The sequence below is a fragment of the Nocardia sp. NPDC058114 genome (genome assembly GCF_042884695.1).
GTDB lineage: Bacteria > Actinomycetota > Actinomycetes > Mycobacteriales > Mycobacteriaceae > Nocardia.
Map to the genome: position 1 here is coordinate 458,801 of NZ_JBHVTK010000006.1, position 15,654 is coordinate 474,454.

At 68.4% G+C, this 15,654-nt stretch carries 12 protein-coding genes; 3 read left to right on the forward strand and 9 right to left on the reverse strand.

Annotated elements, in window-relative coordinates:
- Nucleotides 1-66 precede the first annotated feature (66 nt).
- Both ACFVVI_RS23965 and ACFVVI_RS23970 read right to left on the reverse strand, forming a co-directional pair.
- Nucleotides 67-1,770 (reverse strand): aldehyde dehydrogenase family protein, encoded by a 1,704-nt coding sequence (locus ACFVVI_RS23965; RefSeq protein ID WP_387446935.1) that lies wholly within the window; start codon nucleotides 1,768-1,770, stop codon nucleotides 67-69.
- Nucleotides 1,767-3,338: a GMC family oxidoreductase gene (locus tag ACFVVI_RS23970; RefSeq protein WP_378989726.1), complete on the reverse strand. Its 1,572-nt coding sequence runs from the start codon at nucleotides 3,336-3,338 to the stop codon at nucleotides 1,767-1,769. Before ACFVVI_RS23970 ends, ACFVVI_RS23965 begins: the two co-directional genes overlap by 4 nt.
- Before the next feature lie 165 nt (nucleotides 3,339-3,503).
- On the opposite strand from ACFVVI_RS23970, the gene ACFVVI_RS23975 reads away from it, so the two are divergent.
- Nucleotides 3,504-4,733 (forward strand): PucR family transcriptional regulator, encoded by a 1,230-nt coding sequence (locus tag ACFVVI_RS23975; protein WP_387446936.1) that lies wholly within the window; start codon nucleotides 3,504-3,506, stop codon nucleotides 4,731-4,733.
- Here the strand turns inward: ACFVVI_RS23975 and fadD11 are convergent.
- From fadD11 to ACFVVI_RS24010, 7 genes are read right to left on the reverse strand one after another with little or no spacing between them, the layout of a single operon-like run.
- Nucleotides 4,720-6,519 carry a fatty acid--CoA ligase FadD11 gene (fadD11, locus tag ACFVVI_RS23980; RefSeq protein ID WP_387446937.1) on the reverse strand — a complete coding sequence of 600 codons (1,800 nt, stop codon included), beginning with the start codon at nucleotides 6,517-6,519 and terminating at the stop codon, nucleotides 4,720-4,722. The two genes, ACFVVI_RS23975 and fadD11, sit on opposite strands and share 14 nt — an antisense overlap.
- Nucleotides 6,516-7,463, reverse strand: a complete 948-nt coding sequence (locus ACFVVI_RS23985) for an alpha/beta hydrolase (protein ID WP_387446938.1) — start codon at nucleotides 7,461-7,463, stop codon at nucleotides 6,516-6,518. The genes fadD11 and ACFVVI_RS23985 overlap by 4 nt, the downstream gene beginning before the upstream one ends.
- Nucleotides 7,460-8,332 (reverse strand): short-chain dehydrogenase/reductase, encoded by an 873-nt coding sequence (locus ACFVVI_RS23990; protein ID WP_387447025.1) that lies wholly within the window; start codon nucleotides 8,330-8,332, stop codon nucleotides 7,460-7,462. The genes ACFVVI_RS23985 and ACFVVI_RS23990 overlap by 4 nt, the downstream gene beginning before the upstream one ends.
- Complete coding sequence (locus tag ACFVVI_RS23995; protein WP_387446939.1) at nucleotides 8,332-9,789, reverse strand: flavin-containing monooxygenase; 1,458 nt, start codon at nucleotides 9,787-9,789, stop codon at nucleotides 8,332-8,334. Before ACFVVI_RS23995 ends, ACFVVI_RS23990 begins: the two co-directional genes overlap by 1 nt.
- A gap of 3 nt (nucleotides 9,790-9,792) precedes the next feature.
- Nucleotides 9,793-11,289 (reverse strand): aldehyde dehydrogenase family protein, encoded by a 1,497-nt coding sequence (locus tag ACFVVI_RS24000; RefSeq protein ID WP_387447027.1) that lies wholly within the window; start codon nucleotides 11,287-11,289, stop codon nucleotides 9,793-9,795.
- On the reverse strand, nucleotides 11,286-12,317 hold the full coding sequence (locus ACFVVI_RS24005; RefSeq protein ID WP_387446940.1) for a PDR/VanB family oxidoreductase: 1,032 nt from the start codon (nucleotides 12,315-12,317) through the stop codon (nucleotides 11,286-11,288). The genes ACFVVI_RS24000 and ACFVVI_RS24005 overlap by 4 nt, the downstream gene beginning before the upstream one ends.
- Nucleotides 12,314-13,195 (reverse strand): metal-dependent hydrolase, encoded by an 882-nt coding sequence (locus ACFVVI_RS24010; RefSeq protein ID WP_387446941.1) that lies wholly within the window; start codon nucleotides 13,193-13,195, stop codon nucleotides 12,314-12,316. Before ACFVVI_RS24010 ends, ACFVVI_RS24005 begins: the two co-directional genes overlap by 4 nt.
- Before the next feature lie 98 nt (nucleotides 13,196-13,293).
- On the opposite strand from ACFVVI_RS24010, the gene ACFVVI_RS24015 reads away from it, so the two are divergent.
- Nucleotides 13,294-13,911, forward strand: a complete 618-nt coding sequence (locus tag ACFVVI_RS24015; RefSeq protein WP_378989735.1) for a TetR/AcrR family transcriptional regulator — start codon at nucleotides 13,294-13,296, stop codon at nucleotides 13,909-13,911.
- Nucleotides 13,912-14,147: 236 nt separating this feature from the next.
- Complete coding sequence (locus ACFVVI_RS24020; RefSeq protein WP_378989736.1) at nucleotides 14,148-15,647, forward strand: CoA-acylating methylmalonate-semialdehyde dehydrogenase; 1,500 nt, start codon at nucleotides 14,148-14,150, stop codon at nucleotides 15,645-15,647.
- The last annotated feature ends 7 nt before the right edge of the window (nucleotides 15,648-15,654 follow it).

Genomic DNA, 15,654 nt, shown 5'->3' on the forward strand with positions numbered 1-15,654 from the left:
AGCGTTCCACCGGATCTCGGTGCCGGTCGATCCGGTGGAACGGGGTTTCGTCGCTGCGGCGAACAGCTAGCCGCGCAGGGCGGAGGCGAAGATCGCCGGTAGCTTGGACCACCCCGGCGCCGCCGAGAAATAGGCCAGCAGACGGCCCGTGGTGGCGGCGGTCTTGTTGGTCACGAACCAGGGCGGCTTGGGCGCCAACGTGAATTCACCGCGCGTGATCGACCTGGGCGCGGGTCGGAACGGCCCACGGACGACAGTGCGTTCGGGATCTTCGATCAGCAGCGCGTTGTGGACCACGCCGATACCGCTCTGCACATCGTCGAGGGTATGGCCGGGGAACGCACCCCAGCTCGCGCGGGCGGTCAGATAGCCGACTCCGGTCCAGGCGTTGATCGCGACGGTGCCGTATCGAAGGTCGACGATCGCTTCATCGAGCGCGGCGCCGAGCTGACGCAGCGTCTTCGGGTGGGCGATGATGTTCACGCCCAGGGTGCCGATGAACTGCTCGTTCGAGACCTCGACCGCGGCACGCAGGAACGCCGACCCGGTGCCGGGCAGTTCGGTGACACCGAAAACGGGGGAGAAGTACTCCTCGTGCAGCGCTGGTTCGTCCTTCGACGGCGAGATTCCGAGCACCAGCGTGCGGTCGTTGTTCGGGCCGACGCTCTGTGCCTGCGGATATTCCTTGCGCGCGTTGGCCACTCGACTCTCGCTGCCCGGGTAGTACGCCGGTCGCCCCGGTGCCCGCTCGAACGCCGCACGCAGCTCGGCGAGGAATTTCTCCTTCTGTGGCCAGTCCGCGCTCACGATGGCGACCTGGGACGCGACACAGTTGTACCCGTTGTTGTGCAGTCGCTGCGTCGCAAGGTGTTCGGCCTGGAACTTCAGATCCGCCTCCGACCACTGCCCGGGGATCACGATGGTGGGTGAGACGCCGCCGAGTTCGCTGGTGATCGGTTTCGTCAGCAGCGGTGTGTTCGCTGCTTTGCGTTGCGCGCCTTCGGCTCCCCGGCCGAACACGATGGCGTCGTGGGTGTTGCTGCTGCCGGTCATGTGCACCGAGGTCACGTCGGGATGGTTGACCAGCGCGGTGCCGACATCGGCACCGCCGGTGAGGATTCGCAAGAACCCGCGATCGATCAGCGGGGCGAAAATGCGCTCGAACACCGGAAGCAGCGGATCGGTGACGGGGTTGAGCTTCAATGCCACGACCCGGTTGTCCGCGATCAATTGGTACAGCAGGTCCAGCGGCGGAATGGAGAAGATGTTCCCGGCGCCGAGCACGACGCCGACCCCGCCTGCCGTGCGTGGTGCGCGTGCGCCCGAACCTGCTCGTGCCCGGACGGTGGCGGCGTCGACGCCGGGCTTGGTCCACACCTCGGCGGTGAAGCCGTTGAGCAGCAGCCGATCGAAGATCCCGTGCGGGAGCACGTGCACGGCCGACCTGTTGCCGGGCGCCGCGGTGACCTCGAAGCCGTCGACCGGGCTACGACCGGCGTCGAGCGCGGCGAGGCTTTCGATCAACGCGCCGGTGCCGGTGATCACCGGATAGGGGCCGCTGATCCATTCCTCGCCGACCAGGGGTGAATCCTTCGGCAGGCCCTTGATGCCGATGGCGATGTCTACCCAGTCCTGCGCGTGTTGCTCGGTCAGGTCGTGCACCTGCTGCAGCAGCAGGCGACGGTCGGCGAGCGCAGTCGCCGCCCACCGCGCCGCGCCCTCGGTCAATGCCTCGATCGCGGCGTCGATTGTCGTTGCTGTGCTGGTCATTTCGTTCCTCCGGTGGTGGCGACGGCATCTTCGCGAATGAGGTCGGCGGCCTTCTCGGCGATCATGATGGTCGGCGCGTTCGTATTGCCGCGCACGACCGTGGGCATCACCGACGCGTCGACGACGCGCAAGCCCTGCAGGCCGAGCACCCGCAGGCGGCTGTCGACGACCGACCCGATGGCACACGTCGATGTCGGGTGATAGAGCGTCTGGCCGTATCGGCGGGCGAAGGCGAGCAGGTCTTGCTCCGAATCCGACTCGGGGGCAACGAAGTCCGCGGTGATGTGCTCGGCGAGAGCGGCCCGGCCCGCGATGTCGAGGGCGATGCGCAGGCCCGCCACAATGCTGCGCCGGTCCTCGTCGGTGGCGAGGTAGTTGTGCACGATTCTCGGCGCGGTGGTCGGCGCCGCCGAACGGAGCATCACCTTGCCGACGCTCGTCGGATGGAGCACACAGGGTCCCACGGCGAATCCGTGCGCGACGGGTGCGCCGAGTCCCTCCTCGTGGAACAGCACCGGTGCCAGGTGGAACTGCACGTCCGGACCTTCCAGGCCGGACCTCGTCTCGAAGAATCCGCCCGCCTCTCCGATGTTCGAGGTGAGCGGACCACGGCCCTGCTCCTGCAACAACGCGAGGTTCTCCGGCGACAGCGCGGTCATCAGCGATTCGGTGTCGGTGCGGTAGTTGATCAGCGTCATGTAGTGGTCTTGCAGGTTCTCGCCGACCGGAAGGTCGCGCACCACCTCGATCTGGAACAGCGCGAGCTCATCGGCGGGACCGACGCCCGACAGCAGCAACAGATGCGCCGATCCGTAGGTGCCGCCGGAGAGGATGACTTCGCGTTCGGCACGAACCGTCTCGACCTCGCCGCCACGGCTGATCTCGACGCCGACCGCCCGATCGCCCTCGAACAGCACCTTCTGGGCGAGCGCATCGGTGATGACGGTCAGGTTCGGCCGCGTCATCGCCGGATGCAGATAGGCGACGGCTGTGCTGCACCGCATGCCGTCGCGCTGAGTCACCTGATAGCGGCCCACGCCCAATTGTGTTGCGCCGTTGAAGTCCTCGTTGCGCGCGTACCCGGCCTGCTCGGCCGCTTCGACGAAGGCTCCGGCAATGGCGTGCTGCGAACGACTCTCCGAGACGCGCAGTGGTCCACCGGCGCCGTGATAGGCATCCTTGCCCCGTTCGTTGTCCTCGGCTCGCTGGAAATACGGCAGGACATCGTCGTAGGACCAACCCTCGGCACCGGCCGCGGCCCAGGCGTCGTAGTCGGCACGGTTGCCCCGGATGTAGATCATCGCGTTCATCGAGCTCGATCCGCCCAGCATCCGGCCCCGGGGCAGGTACGCGCGCCGACCGCCCAGCTGCGGTTCGGGTTCGGTGTCGAGATCCCAGTCCCACTCGCTCTTGAACAAGGCGCCGAACGCGGCCGGGATATGGATCTCGTCGGCGCTGTCGGCCGACCCTGCTTCGATGACGGCGACCGATACCGCCGGATCCTCGGAGAGTCTGGCAGCCAACACGGCGCCTGCCGAACCCGCGCCGACGATGACGTAGTCGTACATTGCAATGCCTCTCGATGCGATGTAGTGAGGTGGATCACTTGTCTCGATCGTGGCCGACGGCGGGCGGGCAGCCTATGGTCCAGCGCTCCGGATTACCGTGACCTCAGTGTGCAAGTGCACAACGCAGCTGGTAGAGACGCTTTTCGCAGCGCCTACAATAAGAGGATGACGACAGTTCCCGAGGTGTCGTCCGACGTATCGGTGGAGCTTGTCGACAGGCTGTTGCTGCGGGCGGACGAGCTGACCGACGTGCTGGTGGCGCAAATCCTGTCCGGCGACCATGCCTATGCCGAGGCGACCCGGTTGACCCACCAGGACCTGCGCCAGGCCACCTACGACAACCTGGTGACTCTGCTCGGTCAACTCGGGGGTCGCTCCCGGCCGCGGCTGGACGCCGCGCGCGCCGCCGGACGGCTCAAGGCCGAGCAACAGGTTCCGCTGGCGGCGCTGCTGCACGCGTACCGGCTGGCGGGCCGGTTGCTCTGGGACCGGCTGCTCGGCGAGATGGGCGGCGAGCTCACAGAATCGTTGGCGCACAAGGGCTCCGAGCTGTGGAGCATCATCGACGACTACTCGAGCGCGGCCGCGGAAGCCTACGGTGAGGTGGCGTTCGAACGCGCCCATCGCGACGCGCAGACCCGCAGCCTCGCGTTGCGCTCACTGCTGTCGGCCGCCGTCGACGACGGCGCGCCACTGTGGGAAACCCTGCGCCTGCTGAACCTGCCGGAGACCGGGACGTTCCTGGTGGTCAGCGCCGAAATCGTCGAGCCGGTCGCGGCCCCGCTGCGCGGCGTCGAGGAACGTCTGCGCTCGATCGGCGTGCACTCGATCTGGACGGTCGAATTCGACACCCATATCGGCTTGATCAGCCTGAAATCGGGCACGACGCGGGCCGAAGCCGACGCGGTCCTCGGGGGCCTGGCCACCGGCCGGGTCGGGGTGAGCCGCCCGTTCGACGATCCGCGTCGAGCCCACGACGCGCTCCACGAGGCGAAACTGGCGTGCCGGTGCGCCCGGCCCGGCGATATCGAGGTCAACAACTTCGGTGACCAGCCGATCCCGTTGCTGATCGCGCATCTGCCGGAGGTGAGTCGTCAGCTCGCCACCGGAATTCTCGGCTCGGTCCTCGAGCTGCCCGCGATGGAGCGGGACACGCTGTTGGAGACGCTCGAGGCGTGGTTCGCCGCGGGCGGGGTGGTGGCCGATGCGGCGAAACGACTGCACTTCCACCGCAACACCGTGCACCAACGGCTGCGGCGAATCGAAGCCCTCACCGGCCGCAGCTGTACCGATCCCACCGCGGCCGCCGAGTTCTACTTCGCCTTGCAGACAACCCGACTCGTCCGACCGCGCCAGGCGGGGTCGGACGAGTCGGGTACCGCTATCCGGCGTTGACGACCTCGGCGGGCGGGTTCTCCGCGTAGAGCTCGTCGATCTGCGCGGTGTACTTCTCGGCGATGACCTTGCGCTTGAGCTTCAAGGTGAGCGTGACCTCGTCACCGCCCGCCTCCCAGAACGTGGGCAGAATGCGGAAGCGCTTGATCTGCTCCACCCGCGAGAGCTTGCTGTTGCCCTGTGCCACACCGGCTTCGATCGCGGCCCGCACCGTGGGATCGACCGCCAGCGCGGCGGCGGAAGCGTCGGGGAGCGCGTGCTCGCGTGCGTAGGGCTCGACGGATTCGGCGTCGAGCACGATCAGCGCGGTGTTGTAGGACCGGCCGTCGCCGAGCACGGCCATCGCGCCGATCAGCGGCGTGGCCGCCTTGATCGCGTTCTCGATGTTGGTGGGGGACATGTTCTTGCCCGCCGCGTTGATGATCATCTCCTTCTTGCGGTCGACGACACGAAGGTAGCCCTGGTCGTCGATGCTGACGATGTCACCGGTGCGCAACCAGCCGTCGGCGTCGATCGCCTCGGCGGTCTGCTCGGGCATCCCTCGGTAGCCCTTCATCACCAGCGGCCCACGCACGTGCAGTTCACCGTCGTCGGACAGCCGTGATTCCATGCCGGGCAACAGCTTTCCGACCGCCCCGAGCTTGGCGTCACGGGGGTGGCTGACGCTGCAGATGCACGACAGTTCCGACATGCCCCAGATCTCGGCGATCGGGATGCCGAGACCGGCGAAGAAGGCCAGCGTCTGCGGCGGGATCGGGGCCGCGCCGGACATGGCCCACCGCACCCGGTCCAGACCGAGGGCGGCGCGCAGCTTGCTCAGCACCAGTTCGTCGGCCCGCGCCCATTCGGCGGCGAGCTCGGCGGGTACCGGTTCATCGGCGAGCTGATGGGCGGCGCGGGCCGCGGCGACCGACATCGCCCACGCCATGCCCTGGCGGCGGGTCTCGTCGGGTTCGGCCGCGACCTTGAATTCGATGGCGGCCTTGAGCTTTTCCCACACCCGCGGCACCGCGCCCCAGATGGTCGGGTGCAGGTCGGCGAGGGCGGCGGCGATCTGCTTGGGATCGCCGACACTGGTCACCTGGGTGCCGAGCACCTCCTGGACATAGAGCGCGGTCAGCCGGTCGGCGATGTGCGCGGTCGGCATGAACGAGGTGATGGTGTCACCGAATTCGATGCCGAGGATGTCGGCGATGCCGTACACCTGGAACAGCAGGGCGGCATGGGTGGTCTCGACGCCCTTGGGCGCGCCGGTGGTGCCCGAGGTGTAGATGAGCGTCGCGACGTCCTCGCCACGGACCGCGCGCCAGGCGGCGTCGAAGTCGAAATCGTCACGGCCCGCCGCGAGCAGATCCTTCACCGACAGGGTTGCCTCGGGCGCCTCGTCGACGCACACGATGTGGTCGACGTCGACCCCGGACGAGGCGATCAGCTTCGCGTACTGCGGCTCGCAGATCACCACGCGCGCTCCGGCATTGCCGAGCACGTAGGCGAGCTGTTCGGGGGAGAGCGTGTTGTACACCGAGAACGAGGTTGCGCCCAGATGCTGCGCACCGACTTCCAGGGGATAGAACTCCACCCGGTTGCTCATCATCAGTGCCACGGTGTCGCCGCGACGCACACCGAGACCGGCCAGTCCGGCGGCGACGGCGCGAACCTGGGTCGCGTACTCGGCCCAGGTGAGGGTCTTGGTGTCGCCGGGGGTGCGCAAGGCGATCGCGGTGGGGGCGATCGAGGCGGTGTGCTGGAACGCTGCGGGCAGGGTGTCGAATCGGGAAATGCTCACGAGGCAGGCGCTTTCTGGGTCATGACCGCGGGGGCGGTGTCGAGATGGGTGGCGACGAAGCGAGCCGCTGCGCGATAGGCGGTCCTCGACTCGGGGACGACGATCGGCAGGGTCTGGAAGGCGTGCATCTGATCCGGCCACACCTGCAGTTCGCACTGCGCCCCGGTGGCCTGCCAGCGCCGCGCGAGTTCGGTCGCGTCGGCGCCGAAGTACTCGGTGTCGCTGGCGTGGATCAAGGTGGGCGGCAGCCGCATTCCGTGGACAGGCCGCAGGTCGAACGGTTCGGCGGTGAACGCGGCGATCGCCTGCCTGGCGATCTGGGTGGACAGCAGACCGTCGCGGTGCTGGTTCCCGTGGCCGATGGCGGTGGCCAGACTCAGGTCGGCCATCGGGGAGAACAACACCAGCGCACCCGGTTCGGGCTGCCCGGCGCGGGCGTTCTCGATGGTCAGATGAGCGGCCAGGAAGCCGCCGGCGGAATCACCGGCGACGACGATCCGGTCCGCCGGACAGCGCCGCGACAGCCACTCGAAGGCGGCGGCCACATCGGTGGGTGCGGCCGGGAACGGGTGCTCGGGCGCGAGGCGGTAGTCGAGGGTGAACACCGCGAGCTTGGTCGCGGTGGACAGCCGGGAGGCGACGCCGCGGTACCCGAGGGCCGAACCGGCGACGAACCCGCCGCCGTGGATGTAGAGCACGACCGCGTCGGTACGGTCGGCGCGCGGCCCACGCACCCACTCGCCGCGGATCCCGTCCTCGTCCACCGGCTCGGTCGCCGTCGCGCGCAACGGCGGCGCGCCCGCCCGCAGTGCCTGTTCGATCAGCAACCGCGACGGCGGCAGCGTGTAGGCGTTCACCGGCGCGAACGCGGCCAGCTGACCCACCGTGAGCGCCGACACCCGCCGGACGGTGCGCGCCCGCAGCGACCCGCGTTCGGCGCTCACCGGCGTTGCTCGATCGCCCGGATCAGCGCGTGCACCGTGGAGTCGGCGGCGAGCCGGTGATCGAGCACGACGTTGATCGCACCGCGCAGCAACGCGTAGGGCTCCCACCCGCTCGGGGCGATGGTTCGCGGTGCGCGCCGGGCGATGCCGTCGGCGATCGTCTTGGCCGCGTACTCGGCGGTGATCCGAACATTGAGCGGCCACGGCAGCATCGCGTCGAGCTCTTTGCCCAGGTCGTCGGTGTCGAGCATGTCGTGGGTCATCGCGGTGTCGACGACGCCGAAGTACGCGACGCCGGCACTGGCCCCGCTCGCGGCGAGTTCCACGCGCAGTGCCCGCCCCAGCTGTTCGACCGCGGCCTTGCTCACCATGTACGGCGAGCCGCCCATCCCCGGTGCGAACGCCGCGCACGACGACACCACCACGACGTGCCCGCGCGCGGACACGATGTGGTCCAGGGCCGGGTGCACGGTGTTGAACACGCCGGTGAGGTTGATCCCGATCACCCGGTCGAAGTCCGCCGGGTCCATCGTGCGCACGGTGGCGGGCTCGGGCGTCACGCCCGCGTTGGCGACCACCACGTCGAGGGTGCCGAATCGGCGCACCACCTCGTCGACCGCCGCTGTCATCTGCGCCCGGTCGGCGACATCGGCGCCGATACCGTGGGCGTCCAACCCCAACTCGTCGGCGGCCCGGCGGGCCGCGACCGCGTCGATATCGACCACCACGACCCGCGCACCACGGTGGGACAGGATCGCGGCCAGCTCACGGCCGATGCCCTGGCCCGCGCCGGTGATCAGGACGACCTTGCCCGCCACGTCGTAGGAACGCGTGAACCAGGAGGTCGGCGCGAGATCGGACAGGCCCATCATGCCGACACCTCATAGGACTCGATGTCGAATCGTCTGGTGCGGCGGCGGTATTCGAAGCTCCAGTTCGGGTACAGCCCGGCGTTGCCGCCCTCGGCGGTGGTGTAGTAGCTCTCGCAGCCGCCGGTGAGCCACACGGTCTCGGCGCTGCGCCTGCCCATCTCCTCGACGAAGTCGCGCTGGACCTGCGACCGCACCTCGATGCGGGTTTCGCCGCGGGCACGCAGCGTGCTCAGCGCGTCGACGATGTAGGCGATCTGCGACTCGATCATGAACACCGCCGACTGGTTGCCCGCCGCACCGAACGGACCGAGGGTGCAGAAGAAATTCGGGAACCCGGCCACCGCGGCACCGAGATAGGTCTGCGGACGCTGCCGGAACAGCTCGGCGATCGAGCGCCCGTCGTGGCCGACGATGCGATCGAAAACACTCGGCGTCGAGGTGAAACCGGTGCCGTAGATGATGGTGTCCACCGGGATCTCGACCCCGGCGCGGGTCACGATGGAGCGTGCGCGCACCTCGGCGATACCGTCGGTGACGACGTCGACGTTGTCCTTGTCGAGGGCGGGGAGATAGGCGTCGGAGAAGATGGCACGCTTGCAGCCGATCATGTAGTCCGGCGTCACCTTCGCACGCAGCTTCGGGTCGCGGATCTGGCGGCGCAGCTGGATCCGGCCCAGCAGCTCGAAAGGATGCCGGAATCGGTTGTCGACGAACCCGACCAGCCCGAAACCCTCGATGAGCGAGTACCAGGTCCCTCGAACAGCCTTCTGCGCCAACGGGATCTGGCGCAGCAGGCGACGTTCGAGCCCGATCGTCGGGCGGTCCATCCGCGGCACGATCCACGGCGCCGACCGCTGGAACACCGTCAGCGCGGCGACCTTCGGCTGGATCTCCGGTACGAACTGGACCGCGGAGGCGCCCGTGCCGATCACCGCGACGCGCTTGCCGGTCAGATCGTGGTCGTGGTCCCAGTGCAGGGAATGGAAGGCCGTGCCCTCGAAGGTGTCGAGACCAGGCAGCGACGGATACTTCGCCTCCGCGAAAATTCCTGCGGCGGAGAGGAAGTAGTCCGCGGTGAGCTCGCCTTGCGAGGTCTCGATCCGCCACAGCGACCGCTCGTCGTCCCAGCGCGCGTCCAGGAGTTCGGTACCGAGCCGCACGTGCCGGATCACGTCGTTGGACTCGGCGACAGTGCGCAGATAGTCGAGGATCTCGGGCTGCTTGCCGTAGGTGCGCGACCACTCCGGGTTGGGCGCGAAGGAATAGCTGTAGAGCTGGGAGGGGACATCGCAGGCACAGCCGGGGTAGGTGTTGGCCTGCCAGGTGCCGCCGAGGTCGTCGGCGCGTTCCAGCACGACGATGTCGTCGAAGCCGGCTTCGCGGAGTTTGATCGTCAGCCCGATCCCGCCGAATCCGGCGCCGAGCACGACGATGTGCGTGTGTTCTGCGGGCATGGGTCAGCCGATCCTTCCGTGCAGCACCGAGACCAGGCGATCGACGACGGTGTCGATCCGGGCGCTGCGGGTGAATGTCGTGAGCGCCAGCGGCGAGGGGAACCGCTGCCGCGTAGTCGCTTTGGCGTAGGTGAACTCGCGCAGACCGTCGGGACCGTGCACCCGGCCGAAGCCGGAGGCGCCGACCCCGCCCAGCGGCAGCGCCGGGATGGTGGCGTGCGCGACGAACGCGTTGATCGAGGTGGCGCCCGCGTCGATGCGGTCGGCGATGGCGTCGCCGTCGCGGCGGGCGAAGACGGTGGCGCCGAGCCCGTACTCCGAGTCGTTGACCCGCTCGATCGCCTCGTCCATGGACGCGACCCGGGTGACGACCAGCGTCGGGCCGAAGGTCTCCTCGGTGACCGCCGCGGCGTCGTGCGGCACGTCGACCAGGATGGTCGGCTGCACGAACTGGCCCTCGATGGCGTCGAGGCCGCCCAGCAACGCCCGCCCGCCGCGCGCGAGGGCGTCCTCGATGTGGCGGTGGATCACGGCCAGCTGTTTGGGCATGGTGATCGGACCGATCTTCGCTGTTCCCGACCCGGCTCGCAGGCCGCGGGCCCGATCGAGCAGTTCGGTGAGGAAGGTGTCGTAGACGTCGGTGTGGACGTACACCCGCTCCACCCCGAGGCAGGTCTGCCCGGCATTGGCCATGCCACCCCACAGCGCGGCGTCGGCGGCGGCGCCGAGGTCGGCGTCGGCGTCGACGACGAGTGCGTCCTTGCCGCCGCATTCCATGAGCACCGGCGTGAGCCGCTGCGCACAGGCGGCCATCACGCGTTTGCCCGTCTCGGTGGAACCGGTGAACCCGATCTTGCCGACCCGGCTGCGGCACAGCGCCGCGCCGGTCTCACCGCCGCCGGTGATCACCTGCAGCACCGGCTGTTCGGGGACGGCGCGGGCGAACGCCTCGGTGAGCCAGACGCCGACTCCCGGGGTGTACTCGCTGGGTTTGAACACCACCGCGTTGCCCGCGGCGAGGGCGAACGAGATCGAGCCGAGCGGGGTGAACACCGGGTAGTTCCAGGGGCCGATCACCCCGACCACGCCGAAGGGGCGGTACTCGAGCCGGCAGGCCTGGTTGACGGTCAACAGGCTGGGCGCGACCGATCGCGGACCGAGCACGTCTTTCGCGTTGTGCGCGGCCCATTTCAGGTGTTCGAGCGCCATCACGATCTCGAGCGCGGCGTCGGAGTGTGGTTTGCCCATCTCCTGGCTCATGATGCGAGCGAGTTCGTCACGGCCGCGGGTGATCTCGGCGCGCCAGCGATCGAGACGACGCGCGCGTTCGTCGAAACCCGCGGTGCGCCACCAGGTCGCGGCACCGTGGGCCCGTTCGACGGCGGCCTCGACGGCGCTCTCGTCGTGGCTGGGATAGGAACCGACCAGGGCACCGGTCGCGGGGCTGTGGACGTCGAAACTGAGGGTGGTGGTCACGGGAGGCGTGCCTTTCGCGGTCAGAGGTCCAGCGTGAGTGCGCCACCGGCGGAACGGGACACGCAGGTGAGGAGGTGGTCGGCACGCTCGCCCGGGGGGAGCAGTCGGTCGCGGTGATCGATCGAGCCCGCGAGGACCTTGGTCTTGCAGCTGCCGCAGAAGCCCTGTCGGCAGGAGTAGACGACGTCGGGGCGCACCCGGCGGATCGCGTCGAGCGCGGTTTCGGTGCTCTCGACGCGCACGGTCCGCCCGCTGCGCGCGAGGGTGATGTCGAAGGCTTTGCCGTCGGTCACCGGCCGCGCCGAGAACAGTTCGGTGTGTAGCGAGGCAGTGGGATTCAGCGCGAACAGGCTGCGTTGGGCGGCGTCGAGCACCGGGGGAGGACCGCACACGTAGACCGCCGCACCGGGGGCGGCGGTGGCCAGCAGCGCGGGCAGATCGGGTGTGCCGAATTCGTCGTCGGGGCGCACCTCGGCGCCTGCCGGGAGCTCGGCCAGGAACGGCATGGTCTCGCGCGAACGGCCCAGATAGACCAGCCGCCCTCGGGAACCGGCCGCCCGAGCCATAGGCAGGATCGGGGTGATCCCGATGCCCGCGGCGATGAACAGATACGACGGCGCGGTCTCGACGAAGGTGAAGGCGTTGCGCGGACCGCGGATGCGCAACACGTCACCGGCGCGCAGGGTGTGCATCTCCCGCGATCCGCCGCCGCCGTTGTCTATGCGGCGCACCGCGATCCGGTAGCGATGGCGGTCGCGCGGGTCACCGCACAGCGAGTACTGGCGCTGGCGGCCCGAGGCAAGGAAGACATCGATGTGGCATCCCGGCCGCCACGACGGCAGGTCCCCGCCGTCGGCGCCCACCAGGGTCAGACTCACCACGTCGGCGGCCTCGGCGTGCACCGCTTCCACCCGCACGTCGAGATCGAAGCCGTTGTGCCGCACCGGATGTGGTGGCGACAGCGCGGGCTGGGTGAAAACCTTCTTGTAGATGTCGACGGCGGCACCGAGGGCTCGCAGGCTCGGTGTCGCGACACCCGCGGGAGGGTTCACGCGCGAGCCGCCGGCGAGTGCGCCAGATACCGCAGGGCGTTGTCCATCGAACCCAGCTGGGAGGGATGGAAACTCGGTCGCAGGTAGCGCGGCATCTCGGTGACGAACGTGGTGAAGCTCGGAATCACCCCGCGCACGGTGGCGCTGACGAATTGCCTGGCCCAGGAGCGGCCCTTGTCCTTGCTCGGATCCTGGCGATACAGGTACGCGGTCGAGACGACGAACAGCGGCAGCAGAGTGCCGCTGGCGAGCAGCCCGGTGCGCAGTCGGCGGGCGTAGCCGCCGTCGACGTGCATGTAGGCGTCGAACACCACGCTGCGGTGCTCGACCTCCTCGGCGCCGTGCCAGCGCACCAGGTCGAGCATGGTCGGGTCCATCCCGAGCTCGGCGAGCACGTCCGATTCCAGCAGCCATTCGCCGATGACGGCGGTGAAGTGTTCCATCCCGGCGAACAGGCCGAGGCGTTCTTTGAGCCATTGCTCCTTGGCGCGGCCGGTGAGTCCCTGGTCGCCCAGGATCCGGTCGACCAGCCAGGCGATCTTGGCGACATAGGACTCGACATCGAGTCCGATCGACTGCAGATGCCGCCGCGCGCCCTCGTGGCTGCTGGCGTGCATCGATTCCTGGCCGATGAACCCGGTGACCTCCTCCCGCAGCCGCTCGTCCTCGATATAGGGCAGGGCTTCGGCCAGGCAGGTGGCCATCGCCCGTTCGCCCTCGGGGAGGACGAGATGCATCACGTTGGTGACATGTGTCGCGAGGACTTCGCCCGGGATGTAGTGCAGGGGCACCGACGAGAAGTCGAAGTGCACATCCCGCGCGTGAATTGCGTGCGCTTGTTCCTGATAGGAGCGCGCCGTTGCACCGTTATCAGCCATATCGGAACCGTACAGTGCAACAAATACTATCGCAATGTTGCAGACGGATCTGATCTGCGGTTGTGATCGGGACCCGCCGCGCCTGATACCGTCGAAGCGTGCTCTCCACCGCCGCGACCTCGGGAAATTCGCCCACCGCCGACTCCGTCGAAGAGCGAATTCTCGATGCCGCCCTCGTGCAGTTCGAGCGGGTGGGCGTGCGCAAGACGACGATCGAGGACATCGCCAAGGCCGCCGACGTCGACCGCGCCACCGTCTACCGGCGGATCGGTTCGCGCGACGACGTGGTGAGCGCGGCCTTCGAACGGGAGGTGCGCAGGCTGCTGGCCGATCTGGGTGAGATCCCGGCGCGCCACGACACCTTCGACGACATCGTCGTCGACGTGTTCACCACCGTGATCACGCGCTGGCGGGCGCACCCATTGGTCGAGCGGCTGCTCACGCTGGAGGCCGACCGCCTGCTGCCCCAGCTCACCGTCGACGGGGCGTCGTTCTTCCTGCTCTCGGTCGCGGCGTCCACCGAGATCCTCCGAAAGGTGCTCGAGGACAGCCGATTCCCCGACATTCCCGACCTGAGCGCTCGGGTCGAAGTGGTCTGCCGCGTGGTGCACTCGCTGATCCTGCAGCCGGTGGGCACCATCGACACCGGCTCGGAGCAAGCATTGGCGGCGTTCGCCCGCACGTATGTGGTTCCGATTCTGGTAGCCGGGTTGTAAGCGCGGGCTCCGCATCGGGGGGAAGGGTGTGGTCGGGTCCTCGGTGACCCGGTCGGCCCCCGCGTAGCTGGTGTCGAGTTCTGCACTACTTTGTTGGCGGTATGTCAATAGTGTCGGTCCCTGCATTGACAAACACCGGGCCGGACTGCGAAGGTACCAATTACTTGGACATCCAACTATTGGAAACCCTCCAACTGCGCACACCGCGCGACCGACATCAACGGAGTAGGACTGGCATGGTTCGCGAACTCACGCACTTCATCGGCGGCAAGCACGTCACCGGCACTTCCGGCGCCTTCGGCGACGTCTTCGATCCGAATCTCGGGCAGGTGCAGGCCAGGGTTCCGCTGGCGAATGCCGCCGAGGTGAGCGCGGTGATCGACAACGCGGCCGCGGCTCAGCCGGTGTGGGCGGCGTTCAACCCGCAGAAGCGGGCCAGGGTGCTGATGAAGTTCGTGAACCTGGTCAACGACGAGATGGACAGCCTGGCCGCGCTGCTCTCCTCCGAGCACGGCAAGACCATCGCCGACGCCAAGGGCGACATCCAGCGCGGCCTCGAGGTCATCGAGTTCGCCATCGGTATCCCGCACCTGCTCAAGGGCGAGTACAGCGACAGCGCGGGCACCGGTATCGACGTGTACTCGATGCGTCAGCCGCTGGGTGTCGTCGCCGGTATCACGCCGTTCAACTTCCCGGCGATGATCCCGCTGTGGAAGGCAGGTCCGGCGCTGGCCTGCGGTAACGCCTTCGTGCTCAAGCCGTCGGAACGCGATCCGTCGGTGCCGCTGCGCCTGGCCGAGCTGTTCCTCGAGGCGGGTCTGCCGCCGGGGGTGTTCAACGTGGTCAACGGCGGCAAGGAAGCCGTCGACACGATCTTGGGCGACAAGCGGATCAAGGCGGTCGGTTTCGTCGGCTCGACTCCGATCGCCCAGTACATCTACGAGACCGCGACCGCCAACGGCAAGCGCGCGCAGTGTTTCGGCGGGGCCAAGAACCACGCGGTCGTGATGCCCGACGCCGACCTCGACGATGTCGCCGATCAGCTGATCGGCGCGGCGTACGGGTCCGCGGGGGAGCGCTGCATGGCGCTGTCGGTGGCTGTGCCGGTGGGCGCGGAGACCGCTGATCGGTTGGTCGCGAAGCTGACCGAGCGGGTGCACAAGCTCAATGTCGGGCGCTCCGACGACGCGGGCGCCGATTTCGGGCCGCTGGTCGGGCTCGACGGGGTGAACCGGGTCAACGACTACGTCCAGATCGGGGTCGACGAGGGCGCCGACCTGGTGGTCGACGGCCGCGGCCTGAGCGTCGAGGGTGCCGAGAACGGCTTCTTCGTCGGCGCGAGCCTGTTCGACAATGTCACCGCCGATATGCGGATCTACAAAGAGGAGATCTTCGGCCCGGTGCTCACCGTGGTCCGCGCGGGCGACTACGAAGAAGCGCTGAAGCTGGTCGACGAGCACGAATACGGCAACGGTGTCGCGATCTTCACCCGCGACGGTGACACCGCGCGCGATTTCTCCGCTCGGGTGCAGGTCGGCATGGTCGGGGTCAATGTGCCGATTCCGGTGCCGATCGCCTACTTCACCTTCGGTGGCTGGAAGGGCTCGGGCTTCGGCGATCTCAACCAGCACGGCCCGGATTCGATCCGGTTCTACACCAAGACCAAGACGGTGACCCAGCGTTGGCCTGCCGGGCTCAAGGAGTCCAACGCTTTCGTCATCCCGACGATGGACTGAGGCGGCG

Excerpts from the sequence above, each read along its gene's own strand:
- ACFVVI_RS23965 (WP_387446935.1), bottom strand. The coding sequence starts at position 1,770 with ATGACCAGCACAGCAACGACAATCGACGCCGCGATCGAGGCATTGACC.
- ACFVVI_RS23970 (WP_378989726.1), bottom strand. The coding sequence starts at position 3,338 with ATGTACGACTACGTCATCGTCGGCGCGGGTTCGGCAGGCGCCGTGTTG.
- ACFVVI_RS23975 (WP_387446936.1), top strand. The coding sequence starts at position 3,504 with ATGACGACAGTTCCCGAGGTGTCGTCCGACGTATCGGTGGAGCTTGTC.
- ACFVVI_RS23990 (WP_387447025.1), bottom strand. The coding sequence starts at position 8,332 with ATGGGCCTGTCCGATCTCGCGCCGACCTCCTGGTTCACGCGTTCCTAC.
- ACFVVI_RS23995 (WP_387446939.1), bottom strand. The coding sequence starts at position 9,789 with ATGCCCGCAGAACACACGCACATCGTCGTGCTCGGCGCCGGATTCGGC.
- ACFVVI_RS24010 (WP_387446941.1), bottom strand. The coding sequence starts at position 13,195 with ATGGCTGATAACGGTGCAACGGCGCGCTCCTATCAGGAACAAGCGCAC.
- ACFVVI_RS24020 (WP_378989736.1), top strand. The coding sequence starts at position 14,148 with ATGGTTCGCGAACTCACGCACTTCATCGGCGGCAAGCACGTCACCGGC.